22 protein-coding genes and 2 tRNA genes are annotated in these 19,387 nt (G+C 34.2%); 18 read left to right on the forward strand and 6 right to left on the reverse strand.

Going from position 1 to position 19,387, the window contains the following annotated elements; all coding sequences use genetic code 11:
* Positions 1 to 130: 130 nt before the first annotated feature.
* The 9 genes from RT228_RS13330 to RT228_RS13370 all read left to right on the forward strand — a co-directional run bounded on the left by RT228_RS13330 (position 131) and on the right by RT228_RS13370 (position 7,138).
* Positions 131 to 940 (forward strand): hypothetical protein, encoded by an 810-nt coding sequence (locus RT228_RS13330; protein WP_006261681.1) that lies wholly within the window; start codon positions 131 to 133, stop codon positions 938 to 940.
* 125 nt (positions 941 to 1,065) lie between these two features.
* Positions 1,066 to 1,395, forward strand: coding sequence for a DMT family transporter (locus RT228_RS13335; protein WP_006258431.1), 330 nt, complete (start codon positions 1,066 to 1,068; stop codon positions 1,393 to 1,395).
* 318 nt (positions 1,396 to 1,713) lie between these two features.
* Complete coding sequence (locus RT228_RS13340; RefSeq protein ID WP_036496749.1) at positions 1,714 to 2,304, forward strand: Crp/Fnr family transcriptional regulator; 591 nt, start codon at positions 1,714 to 1,716, stop codon at positions 2,302 to 2,304.
* A gap of 102 nt (positions 2,305 to 2,406) precedes the next feature.
* A complete protein-coding gene (locus tag RT228_RS13345; protein ID WP_006261679.1) occupies positions 2,407 to 3,027 on the forward strand; it encodes a hypothetical protein in 621 nt (206 codons plus the stop codon).
* 12 nt (positions 3,028 to 3,039) lie between these two features.
* Positions 3,040 to 3,441 carry a DoxX family protein gene (locus RT228_RS13350; RefSeq protein ID WP_006261678.1) on the forward strand — a complete coding sequence of 134 codons (402 nt, stop codon included), beginning with the start codon at positions 3,040 to 3,042 and terminating at the stop codon, positions 3,439 to 3,441.
* 732 nt (positions 3,442 to 4,173) lie between these two features.
* Positions 4,174 to 5,088 carry a pirin family protein gene (locus tag RT228_RS13355; protein ID WP_006261677.1) on the forward strand — a complete coding sequence of 305 codons (915 nt, stop codon included), beginning with the start codon at positions 4,174 to 4,176 and terminating at the stop codon, positions 5,086 to 5,088.
* A 1-nt stretch (position 5,089) separates the two neighbouring features.
* Complete coding sequence (locus RT228_RS13360; protein ID WP_006261676.1) at positions 5,090 to 5,491, forward strand: OsmC family protein; 402 nt, start codon at positions 5,090 to 5,092, stop codon at positions 5,489 to 5,491.
* 80 nt (positions 5,492 to 5,571) lie between these two features.
* Positions 5,572 to 5,859, forward strand: a complete 288-nt coding sequence (locus RT228_RS13365) for a GNAT family N-acetyltransferase (RefSeq protein ID WP_006261675.1) — start codon at positions 5,572 to 5,574, stop codon at positions 5,857 to 5,859.
* 223 nt (positions 5,860 to 6,082) lie between these two features.
* The gene (locus RT228_RS13370) at positions 6,083 to 7,138 is read left to right on the forward strand and encodes a hypothetical protein (protein ID WP_006261674.1); all 1,056 of its coding nucleotides are present in this window, start codon (positions 6,083 to 6,085) and stop codon (positions 7,136 to 7,138) included.
* Between the two features lie 607 nt (positions 7,139 to 7,745).
* Here the strand turns inward: RT228_RS13370 and RT228_RS13375 are convergent.
* Entirely contained in the window at positions 7,746 to 9,005 is a 1,260-nt protein-coding gene (locus RT228_RS13375; RefSeq protein WP_006261673.1) for an alpha/beta hydrolase family protein, read from the reverse strand.
* Between the two features lie 265 nt (positions 9,006 to 9,270).
* On the opposite strand from RT228_RS13375, the gene RT228_RS13380 reads away from it, so the two are divergent.
* The 7 genes from RT228_RS13380 to RT228_RS13410 all read left to right on the forward strand — a co-directional run bounded on the left by RT228_RS13380 (position 9,271) and on the right by RT228_RS13410 (position 14,678).
* Positions 9,271 to 9,759 (forward strand): hypothetical protein, encoded by a 489-nt coding sequence (locus RT228_RS13380; protein WP_006261672.1) that lies wholly within the window; start codon positions 9,271 to 9,273, stop codon positions 9,757 to 9,759.
* Positions 9,760 to 9,778: 19 nt separating this feature from the next.
* Complete coding sequence (locus tag RT228_RS13385) at positions 9,779 to 10,321, forward strand: HutD family protein (protein ID WP_006261671.1); 543 nt, start codon at positions 9,779 to 9,781, stop codon at positions 10,319 to 10,321.
* 193 nt (positions 10,322 to 10,514) lie between these two features.
* On the forward strand, positions 10,515 to 10,931 hold the full coding sequence (locus RT228_RS13390) for a hypothetical protein (RefSeq protein WP_006261670.1): 417 nt from the start codon (positions 10,515 to 10,517) through the stop codon (positions 10,929 to 10,931).
* Positions 10,932 to 11,029: 98 nt separating this feature from the next.
* Positions 11,030 to 12,379 (forward strand): SMI1/KNR4 family protein, encoded by a 1,350-nt coding sequence (locus tag RT228_RS13395; RefSeq protein WP_006261669.1) that lies wholly within the window; start codon positions 11,030 to 11,032, stop codon positions 12,377 to 12,379.
* Positions 12,379 to 12,921: an RNA 2'-phosphotransferase gene (locus RT228_RS13400; protein WP_006261668.1), complete on the forward strand. Its 543-nt coding sequence runs from the start codon at positions 12,379 to 12,381 to the stop codon at positions 12,919 to 12,921. Before RT228_RS13395 ends, RT228_RS13400 begins: the two co-directional genes overlap by 1 nt.
* Before the next feature lie 134 nt (positions 12,922 to 13,055).
* The gene (locus tag RT228_RS13405; protein WP_006261666.1) at positions 13,056 to 13,814 is read left to right on the forward strand and encodes a DUF2314 domain-containing protein; all 759 of its coding nucleotides are present in this window, start codon (positions 13,056 to 13,058) and stop codon (positions 13,812 to 13,814) included.
* A gap of 309 nt (positions 13,815 to 14,123) precedes the next feature.
* A complete protein-coding gene (locus tag RT228_RS13410) occupies positions 14,124 to 14,678 on the forward strand; it encodes a hypothetical protein (RefSeq protein WP_006261665.1) in 555 nt (184 codons plus the stop codon).
* A gap of 72 nt (positions 14,679 to 14,750) precedes the next feature.
* Here RT228_RS13410 and RT228_RS13415 read toward each other — a convergent pair whose 3' ends face one another.
* From RT228_RS13415 to RT228_RS13435, 5 genes are all read right to left on the reverse strand, one after another.
* Positions 14,751 to 15,251: a ClbS/DfsB family four-helix bundle protein gene (locus tag RT228_RS13415; protein ID WP_006261664.1), complete on the reverse strand. Its 501-nt coding sequence runs from the start codon at positions 15,249 to 15,251 to the stop codon at positions 14,751 to 14,753.
* Positions 15,252 to 15,257: 6 nt separating this feature from the next.
* The gene (locus RT228_RS13420) at positions 15,258 to 15,803 is read right to left on the reverse strand and encodes an STM3941 family protein (RefSeq protein WP_006261663.1); all 546 of its coding nucleotides are present in this window, start codon (positions 15,801 to 15,803) and stop codon (positions 15,258 to 15,260) included.
* Between the two features lie 4 nt (positions 15,804 to 15,807).
* On the reverse strand, positions 15,808 to 16,935 hold the full coding sequence (locus tag RT228_RS13425; RefSeq protein ID WP_006261661.1) for a GNAT family N-acetyltransferase: 1,128 nt from the start codon (positions 16,933 to 16,935) through the stop codon (positions 15,808 to 15,810).
* 76 nt (positions 16,936 to 17,011) lie between these two features.
* A complete protein-coding gene (locus RT228_RS13430; RefSeq protein WP_006258410.1) occupies positions 17,012 to 17,545 on the reverse strand; it encodes a GNAT family N-acetyltransferase in 534 nt (177 codons plus the stop codon).
* 8 nt (positions 17,546 to 17,553) lie between these two features.
* Entirely contained in the window at positions 17,554 to 18,162 is a 609-nt protein-coding gene (locus RT228_RS13435; protein ID WP_006261660.1) for a class I SAM-dependent methyltransferase, read from the reverse strand.
* Positions 18,163 to 19,129: 967 nt separating this feature from the next.
* Here RT228_RS13435 and RT228_RS13440 point away from each other — a divergent pair.
* A tRNA-Ser gene (locus RT228_RS13440) sits at positions 19,130 to 19,213 on the forward strand.
* A 7-nt stretch (positions 19,214 to 19,220) separates the two neighbouring features.
* Positions 19,221 to 19,295: transfer RNA gene (locus RT228_RS13445), tRNA-Pro, on the forward strand.
* Positions 19,296 to 19,387: the final 92 nt, after the last annotated feature.

Here is a 19,387-nt window from a genome sequence, read left to right on the forward strand (position 1 = left end):
TCTATTCCAGCAATATACAGTTTTTAGCATATAGATATACTTTTTTATGCTCAATATTTTTGTGAATATTGGCTTTTAGTTTTTGTGTCCTATCGTATATTTATATAATTTAGGGCTTTATTTTATAGCTATGAATGTATCGATCCTTCAGATGGTTAGTGTAGTTAGTTATTCTAACGCATACTTAAATGATCATTTACCAGAGATTTCTAATCAAGGAGAGAAGATCTCTATGTATTGTAATAAAGTGTTATTTCATATTCCTGTAGTAGGAGATAAGAATCAATATACAACTCAAGCGCCTATAGACTGGTTTATTTCTTTGAAATTCAGAGGAGTAAAGCAAGTAAAGTTATTCTATCAATCTTTTGCAAAACCGAATACACCAGAGTATATGACAGCAGGCTTTGTAGGAGGTGGGGGAGTATGGATGGTAGAGACTGTGTTAGAAGATCGATCAGAGTTTTGGTATAGCAAGTGGGAGGTCAATGAGGATAAACGTCAGTTAGGTGCAGATAGAATATGGGATGTAACCTATAGACTTGCTCCTATTGACGAATTGCCAAGCATTAAATATGAGATAGAAGAACAGAGCTTAGCCCTTATGTCAGTATTAGAAGAGCTAGTAGCTTTTTGTAAGGTAGAAGAACTTTCTAATTGGGAAGCGATATTCACAGGAGCTAAGAGTGTATTAGAGAATAAGAAACCGTCTACAACTACCTATCTAAAAGATATGATCGTAGAAGGGGGATACACAGAAGAGGCTTTAGCCTTAATGGAAGCTACTGATAGAGCCTATGTATTCGGGGGGATGGGCTCGTGGAATGATGTAGGACAGCTCAGTAATGATAATCAAGAGAAGAGGTATAAGGAACTGTCAGCAGAACTATATGCTGTCTTAAACCGAAGTATTCTAGCATTTGCTAATTCTTGTTTATAGGTCAAGAATAATTACACTTAGTAGATAAGCTTCTATATTAAAAATAAATGAGAATTTTATTTTCATTTGATAAAAAATAATAAAATTATATTATCCACCTTTGCACGCTTAAATTTTTAGAACAAATGAACTGGATAATTTTAATTATTGGTGGATTATTTGAAGTAGGTTTTACTTTTTGCTTAGGTAAAGCTAAGGAGGCTACAGGAACAGAAGCAGTAGGATGGTATGCCGCTTTTTTGATAGCCTTAGTTTGTAGTATGGCAGCCCTTGTAAAGGCAACTCAATCCTTACCACTAGGAACAGCTTATGCAGTATGGACTGGTATAGGTGCTGTAGGAACAGTATTAGTAGGAATATTTGTGTTTAAAGATCCTGCTACTTTTTGGAGGATGTTTTTTATCGCTACTTTGATCGGGTCTATTATTGGGCTTAAAGTAGTAGCTGCATCATAAGTAGTAATAAAGAGTGTTTTTTAGAATCTATTATAGATAAATTAAAAAAGGGACTATCAAGCGATAGTCCCTTTTTCATTGATAAAAAGTAGTTGATTGTGTTGTTAATAGTAGTAATTATAGATTAAGACCTTCTAACCTTTGATTGTCTTACCCTAAAAGTAATAAAGCTTTTTAGAATACAAAACAGGAGTGTTTGTTAAGCTTCATTATAAAATGATATTGTTTGATATGTGATATGTTTTGTTGATAATAAAGCTTTTTTTATCGTTTTTATATTGCTGTAAAAAGTGTTTCTTTGTTTTTTATTTTTGAGCAATGAATATGCAGGAGCAATATTTTGATGTCTTTATAGCACATTTAAGACAAACTATTACACTGGATGAACACGCTGTACATAAAGTATTAGACAGCGTAGAAATAGTGAAATTAAAAAGGAAAGAGTTTCTTCTCACTCCAGGGCAACCTTCTAAGTCTATGCGCTTTATTGTAGAGGGGAGCGCTAGATGTTATTATCTAGATGAGAATAGTCAAGAGCATACCCTACAGATTGGTATTGAGAATTGGTGGATAAATGATTTGTATAGTTTTTTGACACAGAAAGATTCTCAGATGTATATTCAAGCTATCGAACCTGCTGTAATTTTGCAAATTAGTCAATCTAATCTAGAGCAACTCTATCAAGAAGTTCCGGAGATATCTACATTTTTTAGAATTAAGATTCAGAGTGCTTATGTAGCACTACAGGAGCGTATGCTAGAGAATTTAAGCACAGAGGTCTATGCTAGGTACCAGAAGTTTATTAAGGATTACAGAGATATAGAACAACGCGTGCCTCAGTATATCATAGCCTCTTATCTAGGTGTGACTCCTGAGTTTCTAAGCTATTTAAAGAAAAAGAACTTATAATAAATAAGTTTTTTTACCCAATAAGTGTTTCTTAAGTTATCTTAAGAAGCACGTTCTCTCGAGCTAATACATTTGTCCTATACAAATAAGAATAGAAGACAAATGAGATTAGCTTTTTTTTATATAGTAATTTTAATGGTTTTTGGGCAAGGTGTTTTCGCTCAGAAATTTTCATATAATCCGGAAGGAATGGTAGGTCACCGTTCTTACTTTTACACCCATACATTTAATTATCAGATTAGCGATAAGGTCAAACTTCAGAACCTTATTCTATTCGATACAGAGTATGATGATGATAAGCACAATATTCTATTTATGCGTAATACGCTAGCTTATCAATTTTCAAAACACTTTACTTTAAACACCTCTATAGGAATTAAGAATCCAGGCAAGTTTGCCAGTATGTTGCTTCAATATCAGGTATCTGGTAAGGAGGTATTGTTCTCTTATGCTGTAGGGACAACATACCAAGCAGGTTTTACACTAGAACAATCATTATTATTTGAATATACCCCTCAGCTGACAGATAAGGTGAAAGGGTTATTCAGAGTATCTGCAGTCGGTAATGTGAACGCAGAGGAATACACTAGAGGATTTCAACATATCAGATTAGGGGTGAAGTATGAGGAATATAGCTTTGGGATAGCAGCCAACTTAGAACAGTTTAATAATTCATGGAAACACCTAGAAAACATTGGTGTTTTTGCAAAAGTAAATCTTTAAAATACAATAGAAATGAACAAGAATCAAGACATCGGTTTATTAATTACACGTATTAGTATTGGCTTTCCAATGTTGTTATACGGAATAGGAAAATTATTTAATGGTATTTCGTTTATCCAAAGTGTATTAATGGATAAAGGACTTCCTGCTTTTTTCGGATACGGAGTCTATGTAGGAGAAGTGATAGCCCCTCTTCTGATCTTAATAGGTTATAGAACACGATTAGCCAGTTTAGTATTTGCAATTAATTGTCTTACAGCTATGTTATTAGTACAGAGCGCAGACATCTTTAGTCTAAATGATAATGGTGGATGGAAGGTAGAGTTATTAGGTATCTATGCCTTAGTTGCTGTTGGGTTATTCTTTACAGGAGGAGGTAAGCTAGCTTTGTCATCTGAGCATAAATGGGATTAAATAGAAAAGGTAGAGTAGGTATCAATTTTATCCTAAAAAGAACATTCTAACTATAGAGGTAATAAAATACTCTAGAATACGATCTGTGATAAAAATAGCCTTACCCCTTGTCAATACTCAAGTTTAGTGAACTAATTGATGAGGTATGGTGTAGAGTTATGAATAAAAAATCATTCTAATCGTTCAAAATGCTTTTTTGGCACAGCATTTGTTATTGTATAGATGTAGTATACAATTTCATAGTTATTTTTTTTTGAGCGATGTTAACGTAGTTAATTAACATCAGATAAGTAATAAAGATTTTATTATTTAGGTTTTGTTTATAAAGCATAAGTTTATTGAGTTGACTTATGCTTTATTTTTTTTATACACCATTAACAAGGGTAGTGCCTTAGTCATGATGTAGGATGCTAGGAGATTCCTTGAGGGTTTCTAGAGGTATTCTTGCTGAAAAACGTGCTTTGGGCTAGTAAACTCGAAGAAAACCCCTAGCAAACCTCAAGAAACCCGAAGAGAATAAGGGATTAGAGAATGCTTAATTAACGCTGAGTACTTAGAAACGTTAAAAAAGTGTTTTCAACTTTACTGTTTTCTATAGAATCAGTATCTTTAAAGAGAAGAGTTTTAGGGATAAATTAAGGTGGTTCTTAATCTATATTAACTAGTAATGAAGAGAACTTCTTTAATTTTACACTAGAACAATAAAGTATTCATCAATTAAATATTCATATTATGTCAAACGTAGATTTAGTTATAGAGGAACGTGCAGCTAGTATTGGTAACTTTTTAGTAGGAAGACTATTGCCTTTTAGACAGAAGCGCACAGTAGGGCCATTTTCTTTTATAGATCACATGGGACCTATATCCGTAGCAGAACACGATAATTTAGATGTAGATCCACATCCTCACATAGGTCTATCTACATTGACTTATCTATTTGAAGGACAGATCATGCATAGAGATAGTGTGGGAAGCGTAGAGCGTATCACTCCAGGTGCGGTAAACTGGATGACAGCTGGTAGAGGGGTAGTGCATTCTGAGCGTATGCCAGAGGATATACGTACGACTATGCCTGATGCTATTCTACACGGGTTACAGATTTGGATTGCATTGCCTAAAGAATTAGAGGATATGGAGCCTTCTTTTGTTCATATTGAAGCAAAAGATTTACCAAGCTGGGAAGAAGATGGTGTATCGTATAAACTAATAGCAGGAGAAGCTTTAGGTAGAAAATCACCAGTGCCTGTATACAGTCCATTGTACTATATCGAAATCAAATCTACAGAACATAAGAAGATTAATATCGGAAGTGGACTATTCGGAGAGGCAGCGATGTATATCTTAGAAGGTGGAGTGAAGAGTGGTGAGCATGAGTACGAACCTAAGAATATCTTGATCTCTAATGATAGTACGCTATGTGAGTTTGAAATGAAGCCTAATACTACAGTCTATATCTTCGGAGGAGAACCTCTACCAGAAGAGCGCTATATACTGTGGAACTTCGTATCTCATGATACAGACAAATTAGAGAAAGCAAAACAAGATTGGATCGATCAGAACTATGAGGTATTCCCTTTAATAGAAGGTGATAGTGATAGTTATGTACCGTTTCCTGAAGGAATGAAATCATTTAAAAATAAGAAGTAATATGGACGTAACAGTAAAAGCCGTTTTAGGTACTGAATTATATTATACAGAGGTTACAGCTGGTAGTAATGTATTGATTACTGATGAGCCTGCTGATTTGGGTGGACAGAATAAAGGGTTTAACCCATTCGAAGTATTAGCTACTTCACTAGCGAGCTGTACAGCAGCTACACTGAGAATGTACATGGATAGAAAGAAGTGGGAAGCTGAGAAGATTGTAGTCGAAATAGAAATGACTAGAGATACTACAGGGACAAAGACTACTTTTAATAGAAAGGTGTCTTTCGAAGGTGCATCATTAGATGCTGATATGAAGAAGAGATTAGCTATTATAGCTGATAAGTGTCCTGTACATAAAGTATTGACAGGAGAGGTAACCATTAATACAGAATTAGCTGTTTAGAGAACGGGCAACAGGGAACAGAAAACCGATAAGGAGTATTAAGAAAAAAGAAAAGTATTAACCAATAAAAGAAATATACTATGGAAATAAAACATGAAGCCCAAGAAACAAAAGGCACATTCGTCGCTTATATAGACGGCCAACGCGCTGGAGATATGACTTACTCTGTAGCAGGTACAGATAAGATTATTATAGATCATACGGGAATAGAAGAGGCATTTAATGGTAAAGGAGTAGGAAAGGCTATATTGCTTGAAGGAGTAATCCCTTACGTAAGAGAAAAGAATTTAAAGGTATTACCGTTATGTCCTTTTGCATCAGCTATGTTTAAAAAGATGCATGCTGAGATAGGAGACGTATTAGTATAATTAAGAATTAAGAATTTTCTTATAGACAAGATGTACTTAGTGGTTATTGTGCGGTGTGATTGTCACGGATTATAAATCTGCACCATCAGTATTACAGTACTATGCTGTAGACAATTCTGTTAACAGTAAACTGTCTACTGTCCACTAAATAAGTTTTGTGTTCTAACGAGTATGTCTATATTGTTTTTGTTACCTTTGTACCAAATTAAATATATAGAATCTTATGAACGAAAAAACACCTTTTGGATTAATATCTACAATAGAAGTTCCTTATGCTTTAAGTGTAAAGGGAAACTGTTGGAGTAAAGAAGGATTGTTAGTCGCGAATTATATTTATTCGAATGAAGGAGATACTAATACGTACGAATTAGTATATACTATCATTGATAGTGAGGGAAATACAAAAGAGGAGAAAGAGACTAGAGGAGTATTACCTACTTTATTTTTAAGCCCTACTAAGGAGAACTTTGTTTCTCTAGTAAGTGGAGAGGAAGAAGAGATGACTTCTTATTCTATATTTGATAAGAGTATAAAAGGATTTAAAAGTAGCAAGTCATTTGATGGGCGTTTTGTAGGATGTACAACTGATCATTCTATTTTTTATAATGTAGATATCTGGAGCGAAAAGGCGGCAGATGTGATGAATGTTATAGTGTTTAAAGATGGTGTGCTAGTAGATGAAAAGAAAGTAGCTATTCCTTTTCCTAAAGATAATAAGATCTGTGTACGAAATGGAGAGATTCATATCATCACAGAAGTAGAGGACGGATGGCTTCATCGTCAGATAGATGAAAATGGAGAGGAAGTGAGAAGAAGATTATTAGAGTTTGATTTTCCTTTTGTACACGAAGCGCTGACCTTGTCATTTGATGAGAAATCATATTTATTATGTGAGGAGAATGGTGAGATAGGTATCGTAGAGATAGATGCAGATGGAGAAGGGATGTATGGTGACTTATTTAATATCGGTGATGAGTTCTTCGGTACTTGGCATCCACAACGCGTAAGTGATGATACTAATGCAGTACAATTCACGACTGAGTTTGGAAATGGATGGTTAGTGATTAAGAATGATGAGCTAGTAGAACTGTTCTATAACAAGAATAAAAAAGGATATCAAAACTTATTGACTAAGGAAGTGTTGTCTATTGATAATAACGATTTAGTATTGTCAGGAATAAGCCCTATCGCTGATGGTAAGATAGGATTAGTATTCTATCCTCGTAAACAACGCAAAGAGACTTATAATAAAGCTTTCGTATTACAACACGAGATATAGTTTTAATTAAGAATTAAGAATTAAGAATTAAGAATTAAGAATTAAGAATTAAGAATTAAGAATTAAGAATTTTCTGACTTAATGTACTTAATTTAAAGATATAAAAAAGGTCACTAACACTATGCTAGTGACCTTTTTGTTTGATGTTTATCTATTATTGAACAGGCATGTATTTATTGATAAACTTCACTGTTCCTAATCCGCAAAGTCTCCTGACTTTGAGGAATTAGTTGTTTGTTTTCATTGAGAGATGATGTATCTTGAGTTGATAAGATGAAGTTAGAAAGTGATATATGAAATGGGTTTGATAACCAAATATAGTATTACGAAGTCCTTTCGGCCTAAGCTAGTCAACGGGTATCTTCTCATTGAAGATTTGCTAACGGTCATTCCGCCGTAGGCGTGGGAATGTTAGTGCAAATCAAAATGTAAGAAGACCGTTAACTAGGTTGAGTCTTGACCTTTTTTGTTACTTTTTAGGGTCAAGCCAAAAAAGTAAATAACTACTGCATAGCGTAAGAACTCTCTGACTTAATGTACTTAATTTAAAGATATAATAAAGGTCACTAACACAGCGTTAGTGACCTTTTTGTTTGATGTTTATCTGTTATTGAGCAGGCATGTATTTATTGATAAACTTCACTAGTTCATCATTCTTCCATACTATAGCTTGAGTGTGTCCAGCACCTTCTACTAAGATAATCTCTACACTAGGAGAACCTAAATCTTGTAGTCCTTTTACCATTCCTTGAGTCACGATAGCAGGTACATTAGTATCCGCTTGTCCTTGGATGACTAAGATAGGTTTGTCTATTTTCTTGGTTCCTGGCTGACTATCTTGTAAGAACTTTTGGATGATAGGATCATTCTTAAACTTCTCATTATTAAGACCAGGGTAAGTCATTACCTTATTACTAGGATCTTCATTCATATACTTAATGATGTCAGCCATAAACGCTTGACGTACTCCATCTAGACAGTCACCATTATCTCCATTGCTTCCCTCAGCTAGTTTAGCAAAGTTCTTTGCTCTATCTTCGAATATCGCAGTATAGTCATAAGATGGAGTTTCTGCTTTAATACCTACTCCTGCTAAGGCAGCATAAGCTAATAGCGTAGCATAAGATGTAACAGAACTTCTTTTTTCTAAAGGTATAGGAGTAGGACTAGCGTTTTCCATAGCTTCTATTTTAGCAAGAGCTACTGGAGCTACTTCTAGAATGATCTTTCCTAAACTAGAGGCAGGAGCACCAGCTACAGCTCCTTTATAAGTGGTATCATTATTCGCTAACTCCGCTATACCTAGGGAAGCTTGACCACCTTGAGATTGTCCAGCAGACATCCAGTCTCCATTAAATTCGCTAGTGTATTTTTCTTTTACAGCTTTGATAGCATAAGTAGCAGATAGTGCTTCACTCTTTAGGTGTAAGTAAGGGTGTATACCTGGAGTACCTAGTCCTTCATAATCAGGAGCCACGATTACATATCCCTGTGCTAATAAGGCTTTGGCTGTTACTTTAAAGTTTTCTCCTAACGGATTACTACTAGGGGCACATGCGTCTGCTACTCCTACTGTACCATGAGCCCATACCACGATACGGTAACCGTCTTTTGGCTTAGGTGTTTTAGGGTACATAATAAGTGCAGTAGCATGCTGGTTCTTACCATTTAAATAAGGCATATTATAGGTCATTATCTTTATAGAGCTCGCCTCATCTAGTTTGTCTAGAGTATAATCCTTTTCAGATATATATTCTTTCTCGTTTTCGACTTTATTTTTATTATCATCACTATTACAAGATGTAAGCATTGTAAAGGTGAATGTAGTAGCTAGTATAGCTCCTATTAAGAACGATTTTCTCTTCATAGTTAAACGGTTTTTGTAATTATTCTGATTATTTGGTTAGCCTAAATATAGCAATATCTTTGAATAATGACATGATGTGGCGCTATATGTTTGTTTATTTTATATTATTTACAACTTATAATTTGTACTTATGTAAGGCCATTATGTTGAAGATATAAGTTTAATTCAAATTTATTTGGGATTTAATAGTTAAACTTTAATAGTTAAAGCTTGAACGACTTACAATAAATTTATTGAGGAATAGTTATTTATATAAATGAATAAGATGAAAAGAAATACATGGATATTAGTTGTATTAGCAATAGTATTGACAAGTTGTAATATTGGAAATACTAATAAAATAGCGATAGAAGAAGTAAAAGAAATGGAGAAAGTAATGACTAAAGATGTGCCTTACATAGAGGCTAAAAACTACTTTGTGCTTAATACTATAGAGAATGCTAAAGTAGAAAGTCTACGTATTACTTCACAAGATCACTTTGAGTCTTATTTTGGTACTGCAACTACAATGGGAGAACAGGGGACACCTACACCTATAGATTTTAAAAAGTCATTCGTTTTAGCATTAGTAGGACAACGTACTGAACGAGATACCTCTTTTGAGATAAATAGATTAGTAGAGAAAGGTGATATATTGGAGTTGTCTTATACAATTAAACAAAGTGGTGAAAATAGGAGTTTTACTATACATCCATGTCTTATATTAGTGGTGGATAAAACGAATGAGAAAGATGTTCGTTTTATAGCTGAATAAATAGTGAACTGTAGCTAGTATGATAATAGAAGTAATAAAAAAAGAAGAGATCAAAACAAGTGTTTGGTCTGGAGGTAAGACGAATGAATATGTGATATATCCATACAATGCTCAATATGCAGATAAGGATTTTATATTTAGAATAAGCAGCGCTACTATAGAAGTAGTTCCTTCTGAGTTTACCCGTTTTAATGGATATAGGAGATATCTATCTATGCTAGAAGGAGATTTAAAGCTATATAGGCAAGGGAAAGAGGAATATTATACTACTCATACTCTTTTCTCTTTTGGTTCTGAAGAAGATATTACTTCTTATTCCTTAGGTAAAGATTTTAATCTAATGTTGCATCAATCTATAAAGGATGAAGTAGTACAGATTAGCTCTGATGCGTTAGATACTAAAGCAGTATACCTATTTATATTCGCATTAGTAGATAGTATCGCAGTGGTTAATGATGTGTGTTATTCAATGCAACAATATGATTGTTTATTAATCATTAATGAAGAGTCTGATGATATATCTCTTACTTTAGATCAGAAAGCTATTATAGGATATTGGTAAATATAGAGTACTAAAATAATAGATTAATATTTGTCTAATATTAATATTATATAGAATAAAGGTTAAAAAGTTTGATTTGTTTCTTTATTAGTGTGATTTTAATAATTTAGTTATAATTACTTAAGATTTGGATTACAATACAGTGTATTATATATAGTAACTTGGATTAAGATAACATTAAACTGAGTTGTATATGGAAATGTCTTATATCGTAGTGCCTTTAGTGGATTGTAATGAGAATGCTTTTAATCAAGAATTGAGTAAGTTATTTCCTTTTAGTAATATTGTTAGTGTGGTATGCCATCAGAAACAATTCCTGGTTGTATATAGAGATATCGATACTCTAGTCAATGGGGCAAAGGAAGTAAAAGAGGTATTCGCGTATGACAATGGGATAGAATCCTTCAGTAGAAGACATCCTTATCTAGATATAGCTGTTTTGCAAGTATTAGGAGAAGAAAAGAATTGTTTCTACGATGGTTTTATCATGAAAAACAAGAAAAAAATAAAAGAACACAGTGGGATGCACAATGCTTATATCCCAATACTTCAATATTTTATGCCAGATTATGATGGGAGTGATTTAAGTATCTTTTCAAGTAATTTTTAAAATTGTTATTACAATAGTATTATCGTTTAAGATACCTTTTTATGGCGATATAATTATGTGGTTAAATTCACTTTCTTTGTAGTAGGAAAAAGAAAATTATGAATGTACAGATAGAGAGAATAAAAGATAAGCTTAGTACGATTAAGGATTTTGATAAGGAATATCAAGTTTTTGGAGCAAGTTCGCATCAATATGGAATAGGAGAAGTAGTACGTCATACAGATATAAAACACTTTGAACAAGAGTACAATGTAGAGTTGCCTGAGGCTTATGTCGCTTTTCTTACTCAGGTAGGAAATGGAACTAATCAAGAAGATGCTTATGGGGGTAGTGCTGCAGGACCTTATTATGGTATATATCCTTTAGGAACCAATTTAATCGATGTATTTGTAGAGGATATAAAGAGATCTATAGCACAAGCGTGTATTTTAGATCCCAAAATGACTAAGGAGGAATGGGAAGCATTAACTCTTACTTTACAAGAAGACGATTTGTCTGATGAAGATTACTACGAGATTCAAAACAAACTATTTAGTGGTTTATTAGCTATCGGTACACAAGGATGTGCTATTACGACTTGCCTTGTGATGAATGGGGAGCATCGAGGAAGAATTGTATATATAAATGAAGATTTTCAACCAAGCTTTGCTTATGAAGAACATTTCTTAGACTGGTATGAGCGATGGTTAGATGAGATTATATCAGGAGAGTTAGTAAGTAAAGATGCTGGATGGTTTGGATATGCTAGAGGAGGAAGTAGTGAATCACTATGGGGATCATTTAAAACCATTGAAGATAAAGAGGAGAAATTAGAGTATCTAGTCGGTCTAAGTCAAAAGAAAGAGATTAGTGAAGCTATTCTTCAAGAGATAGAATATGTTCTTTCTGAGGAGAGAGACGATGATATAAGGAGTTCTCTTACGATGATTTTGGCAAAAGTAGCATTTAAAAGAGCTATTCCTTTTATTACAGAATTAATAGGGCAAAACCTTCTTGTCTCTTTAAAAATAATGCATTGGTATGCAGAGGACAAGGCGTATTGGTTGCCGTTCATTACTCCATTAAGTAATACTATCAATGATGAGGAGACCTTTCGTTTTTATACTTACGTTGTGTCAAAAGCAACAGATGATTATGGTGAGCTGATGTTAGCAGGACTTCGATCTTCTAATCAGGCCATACGTGCAACGGCTATCTATACGCTAGGAGAAGCTAAGAACAAGAAGAAATATCTAAGTCAATTCATTCAATGTTTACATGACGATGATGAGAGAGTGGTTTTATATGCTCTACAAGGTTTAAAGGAAGTAAATGACGAAAGATTACTACCGTGTTATAACGCAGTGTATAAAAAATACAAGGCAAGTGAAGAGGAGAATTATATTATAGTAAATTTAGAGCATAGACTTAAAGAGTTAGGCCTAAGTTTAGAAGGATTAGAAAGATAATGGACGAAAGTAGAAAGAAAAGTATAGGAAAGTTTTTAAGTTTAGTACTTAGACATGAACCGAGTAAAATAGGAATACAATTAGACGAGAATGGGTGGGCTGATGTAGAGGAATTAATCAGTAAATGTGGTAAACATAGAGTTTTGTTTACCAAGAAAGAGTTGGATGAAATCGTAGAGACCAACAATAAGAAGAGGTATGCATATAGTACTGATGGTACTAGGATAAGAGCTAATCAAGGACATTCTATCGCTGTTGATCTAGAGTTTATACCTGTAGAGCCTCCACAGTTTTTATACCATGGAACAGCAGATCGTTTCTTGAATAACATAGAGGTAGAGGGGATTAAGAAGATGAGTAGACAGCACGTCCATCTAAGCCAAGATAAAGAAACGGCTATCAGTGTGGGGTCTCGTCATGGTAGAGTAGTGGTGCTGACTATCTTAGCGGGTAAGATGAATGAAGAGGGAATAGAATTCTATCAATCAGCTAATGGGGTATGGCTAACAGATTATATCGATCCGAAGTATATCTCTAAATAAAGAGCATTAAAATTGTGTTAATGCATGGCTATACTTGTTTTGATTACTTGAATATGTAAAAGAGATAAGTATTTTTGCACGGTAGGTTATAGAGTTCTAGTAGCCTATTTTATTAAATAGATAAAACACTTATTATGGAAAAAGAGAACCCGATTTTTTATGCAAAAGGAGATGACCCTATCTTAATAGAGGCATATAAGAAAGCTCAAGATACCTTCAAATACTTTTGGAGAGAGTTGTCTTGGGAATATAGAAGAATAGTACCTGCTTTCGATATGGCTAGTGTTAAAGTGGCTTTCACACAAGAGGTAGAAGGAGAAGAAGAGCCTGTAGTAGAGCATATGTGGATCGGTGATGTAGACTTCGATGGAGATATTATCTATGGAGAGCTATTAAATCAGCCTAATATACTAACGAATATAGAAGAAGGAGAGCAAATAGGAGTAACTCTTGATCAGATTAGTGACTGGATGTTTATTAGTCAAGGTAAATCTTTTGGAGGTTTTACTGTGCAGGCTATGCGTTCTGTGATGACTGAAGAAGAGAGAAAAGAACATGATGAAGCTTGGGGACTTGAGTTCGGAGATTTTAATGATGTTGTCTATGTATATGAACAAAAGGAGCATCCTGAGAATCTTATAGAGCACCCTATGAGTAAGAATATGAAAGAGAGTTTAGAGAAATTCTTAGATGAGAACCCTGATGAGGTAACGAATAAGGATGAAGCGGGCTATACGTTCTTACACAAAGAGGTTATCTCAGGTAACCTTACAAGTGTTGAGGTATTATTAGCAAAAGGAGCTAATAAGAACGAACCAAATAATGAAGGTAAGACTCCATTAGACTATGCTAAACAGTTAAACTGGGAGCATATCATCCCTGTATTAGGATAATCAGTTTTTAAATAAAAGTAGGAAAGCTCTAGTAAATAATACTAGGGCTTTTTTTGGTTAACGGCTTTCGGTTAACAGTTAACAGTGTATTGTGGTTACTTTGTAGAGTTTTATGAGAGATGCTTTTCACATACTCTGCTTGCATAGACTTTGTCAGCACGACATGGATGGTGGATATATATTGCGGTTGACGGTTTACGGTTTGTGGTTGACAGTGTATTGTACGGTTTTTAGTTGCGGTATTTGGTATGTTTAGAGGGTTAGTAAATTTCCATTTATGGTTATATTTGAACATCAGTAATAATCAAAATGACACATAAAGAACTATATCAGATCGTATTAGCAACAGATATACACGTTAAGAGTCGTATGGACACTTTAGCAGTTATTGGTAGTGATGAAGAAGTGTTACAGTTCTTGCTGAAATATAGCTTCGAATACGATGATGCTATTCATGTGATGTCTACTGTATTGTTGCAAGATATTCTAGATAGGGATATCCTACGTTTAGAGCCTTATTTAGACACTTTTATAAATAATGCAGAGTTCATTACTAATGAATCAAGTAAACGTCTGATAAGTCGTATATGTTGGTTGGTAGCCAAAAGTAAAAAGTTAGTGCGTACCCCTGCACAAGAAAAAAAACTAGTAGATGTCTCTCTGCTGTGGCTGTCTACTGATTCTAAAGTAGCTTCAGAAGCTTTTGCGATGGATATTTTGATGTTATTAGGGCATCAATATCAAGAGGATATGAAGTTAATCAGCGAGGTGATAGAGCTGAATTACGCTAAGCGAACAGCTGCTTATCAGAATAAAGCGAAGAAGTTTATGGCTTATAGTTTACGGTTGACAGTTGACAGTTGACGGCTTTGCCCTACACGGGGGAATTAGGAATTAAGAGTTGACGGTATTTAATTCAAAATAATATCAAGTAACTTATTTAATACCGTTTTTCTTCAGGAACTTTAATGCCCAGTCATAATGGCTAGAAGTAGCAGATACAAGATAAGCGCCTAATGAGGTGCTTCCTGTCCAATTATACCTTTTCTTCTCGAATAGTTCTTCATTACTGTGCTGTTGAATGATTTGAAGTACAGCGTTATGAGACTCTTTGATCTTCTGAATACTGTCAAGTACAGCTGTATTTTGATACTTCTGATTAATGGCAATATTTAATTCAGGAGTCGTCTTCCACGTATAGCCCTCAGCAGGCATAATAGGTTTGCTTCCTGCCATACCTATTTGATACCAAGACATAAACATGCTGTGCCATTCGTGCAGGTGCATAAGTACATCTCTCACATTTTTGTTGAGACTCTTTTCTGTAAAATCGTTGTTTAAACGTTGGTGGCCTAATAATTCAATCGTAGATATAAGTCTATTAAACATATCATTAGACAGTGTTATTAATGCTGTTTTATTAGTTGGTCTTGCCATGGTAGTTTATTTAAGCGTATTCTTATCTAGTTGTTGTTGAATAGCAATTGCCAATTCTACATCTGATACGTTAAGCATATTGGTATTGATAAATATAGAAGTACCATGTGTCTTTAAGTTAGCCTGCATTGATTTCTTCTTGATCATATTCTTTTGTCTGGCGATATATTCTTCAGGATTCTTCACATAGATCAATACAAACTTCTGACTCTGCATTTTATAGAGTTCAACAGAAGTAATATCTTGCCAAGGGATTAATCCATTCACTACTGCAGTGGCATTCTCAAGTATCCCTTGTTCATTAATTACAATACCTGGTTTATTACTAAATAATTTACTAATAAACATTATGGAAGCATATCCAAAGAATACTATAGCCAATACAGCTATAGCATAGGTCAGTTCTATAGAACCTAAGAAATACCTTCCCTTGTGATACAGACAGTTATAGAATACAAGTATTCCTGCTGCTACAAGTAATAAAGATCCCATAAGGTATAAACTTACTTTAATCTTGCTGATAGAATAAGTGATTGGTAGAATAGTATTCATAATGTTATAGCATTAAAATGAATTGTTGCATCTCTCTCATTCTGTTTTTTAAAGGGCTAGGTTCTATGATAAAGTCATATGCATGGATAAAACCGAATTTATTAGGAATATTTACACTTGCCTCATTACCTTTCTCTACTGCATAAAGTATAGACGAGGTATTGATCTCTGACTTGGTTATTTCTATCAGTTTTTTAGTAACCTCTGTGCCATATCCTTTGCTCTGTTTAGAAGTTTTAATCCAAAGGCCTATTTCAACAGATTCTTCATTGATATCGCTTAATCCACAGCTTCCGATAAACTCATTGGTTTCTTTGTCTAATAGCACTAATACTAAGGCTGTACCATTGGTTATTTCGATGCGTGAACGTCTGATATACTCTTTTAACAAAGGTTGATTACCATTAGCGTCAAAGCTTAAGAATCTTGTGATTTCAGGTGTTAGATTAGTTAAAAAGTCTTCTAGATAGGTATCTTCTACGATAACGTATTTTAGGTGTTCACTAGTCCAAGTCTTATCAAGAGAAATGATATTTCTCTGTTGATTTTTTACCATCTTAACTACAGTGAGTATGTCGTATATCAGCCCTTGTTCTATGTCATCACGAGCTACTAATTGTTCTAAGACAGGCTGATAAGCACATAAGACCTCTTTTGTATAATACCACGCATAGTCAAAGACTTTTTGCATATCTGTAGCAGCCCATATCATAGCATCTTGTTCTCTTGTTTCGAATTCAGGCCATAAGAACGAAGATTGGGTACTGTATAGTTCTTGGATAGAAGGGATGTTATCAAATTCATTGCTATCTCTAAAAAGCTCCCATTGAAAGCCTATTGCCTTAGCGACTTTTAGGATAACACGCAATAACATATCTTGATTATAAGGCGTTTCTTTAAGTAACTGAAATAAGCGTATCAATACAATAGGAGTAGTGGTAATCACTCCACCTTTATGTTCTATATTATTCGCTAAAGAAAAAAGAGCATATCTACTGTCTCTAATATCACTGCTTATAGCCTGATCTAGCAATGGTGGCAAATCATCTGCACGTCCATTATAGTGTACTAAAAATTCCCAAGGAATGGTATTCAAGTCGATCTGTTCTAATTCTGTTATTTTATAACGCATAATCTATATTGTATTCAATTATTGAAAAAAAGTTCAAAAAACACTGTGCTCTTTGAACTTTTAAATTTCTTATTTATTACTTCTTTTTATTGTCCTTGCGGTATTGAAGCATATTAAGTATCTTCTCTTCACTGATATTTCTCACGAAATCACTATGGTAAACATAACCTAATTTCTCAGCTATCTTAATACTTCCATGGTTATTCTTCTCTACATTGTAGATTAGATAGTCCACTGTAAGGTTTTCGTTTACATAAGTTTCTAATGCAGTGATAAGTTCTTGTCCGTATCCTTTGCCAAAAGCAGATTCTTTTAACCAGATACCAAGAGAGATAGACTCTTCATTCACATCGTGTATACCACAACATCCGATAAACTCTTTTGTCTCTTTATCTACTGCTACTAAAGTGATATCAGTACCTTGGTCTAATACACCTAAACTATAATCAATAAAACCTTGTGTATCTTCGATTTTACCTGTTGGTATAAAAGGTAAAAACTTAGCTACTGTAGGTGTTAACTCACGAAAAATATCTTCTTTAAAGCTGTCGTTTACTACTAGGTAAGATAGTCTATCAGAAGAAAATTGGATATCTCTACTAAATCCCATATTTGTTATTATTTATTCTTTTTAAAATGGCAGTACACAAAGTTCTGCTTGGTGTCAAATGGTGTAATATGATCTTCATAAAAGCTGTCCTTTAGTGTAAAAGAATCTTTAAATAGCTCATTTAGATCTTCTGTATTGTATTGAATAATCTCTAATCCACTACACTTCAGAGGTCCTTGTTTAGAGAACGTAGCAATAATAAGATTTTCTTTTACTGCCTTGGCAACTAACTGCGTATAAACTTGAGTCTCTTCAACTGTCAAAAAGTGAAACACAGCACGGTCATGCCACACATCGTATTGCTCAGTAGGGGTAAAAGTAGTGATATTACTTTCTATCCACTTTACCTGATAAGCCTTATCACCTAATCTCTTCTTAGCACGTTCTAGTGCTTCTCCAGAGATGTCTAACACTGTGATATCAGTATATCCTTCTTCTAGTAAGTAGTCAACTAAAATACTATCTCCACCACCGATATCGATAATCTTAGCGTCTTTAGAGATATTACTATTCTTTATTAGGCGAAGTGAGTTAATCGGTTTTACTTGTGTCCAACTTACCTGATCAGGTGTTTTAGTTTTATATACACCTTCCCAATGTTCTTTTATATTCTCCATGGCATTTAAAATAGTAAATAACAAAAGTAGTAATTCCTTAATCAAGAAGGAAACTGTCTTTTTGTTTTTTCATGAAATCGTGATGTTGTGAAACCGTGAAACTGTTTAGTCTATTGTATCAATACATAGTTTATCACATCATCTAAGAACATTCTGTCCATAAGGTAAGACTGTAAACTGCTTTGTGAAACCGCGATGTCGTGAAACCGCTGTTCCCTAACTGTAGGCGACTTCCCAGCGAAGCGGCTCTCTAGTAAGCGAAGTTAGACATTTTTCATTTAATCAAGAACTACAAAACAATACTATACTTAATGAGAAAACCTAAGACAAACCAAGTAGAGAACATTGCTGCTAATAGGATTATATACCCTAGGGGAATATCACTACACTTGTGCTGATGGTGTGTTAATGTACAGCTTGATGAGAGAATTTATATTCGATGCAATAGAGTAAAAACAAAAAAAGTCAGATAAGAGACTTATCTGACTTCAAATGATTAATTGAATTAGTTAGCGTGTATAGTTTTTATATCTATTAAATATGATCTATACTTAGTGTCCTGTATTAACTACTAATATCATAAAGATAGTAGTGGCGAACTGAACACTCTAATAACAAATATACGATTTATTTTCATTATTTATTGCTTTGAGGTTATTTAGATTTGTTATTGTTAGTCTAATGTAGTACTATGATATATGAAGATTATAAGGTGAGAGTCGATAGGGGGAAAGAGAGTTGAACACTAGAAAAGAGTTCTATTTTAAAGAATGATGAGATCTAACGGGTTATTTATTTAAAAATATTAAAAAAATAATTTTAAAGTACTTTGCTCATTTATAATTAAATATGATTTTGGTTGAAGAAAATGATAGAAATACTAGCTTTTTTATCTTCTCGAAATTTGCAGAACTCAAAAACTCGTAGTATGTTTGCACCGCATTAGAGAAGTAATGATCTAAGCAACGGAGAGGTGCCGGAGTGGTAACGGAGCAGATTGCTAATCTGTCATCGGGTAACCGATGCCAGGGTTCGAGTCCCTGTCTCTCCGCTTCTTTCGGGGTGTAGCGTAGCCCGGTCATCGCGCCTGCTTTGGGAGCAGGAGGTCGCAGGTTCGAATCCTGCCACCCCGACGAAATAACTTAGTTTAAAAAATATTAGATGACCCAATCGGGGTGTAGCGTAGCCCGGTCATCGCGCCTGCTTTGGGAGCAGGAGGTCGCAG

Source organism: Myroides sp. (assembly GCF_032073645.1).
Classification (GTDB): domain Bacteria; phylum Bacteroidota; class Bacteroidia; order Flavobacteriales; family Flavobacteriaceae; genus Flavobacterium; species Flavobacterium odoratimimum.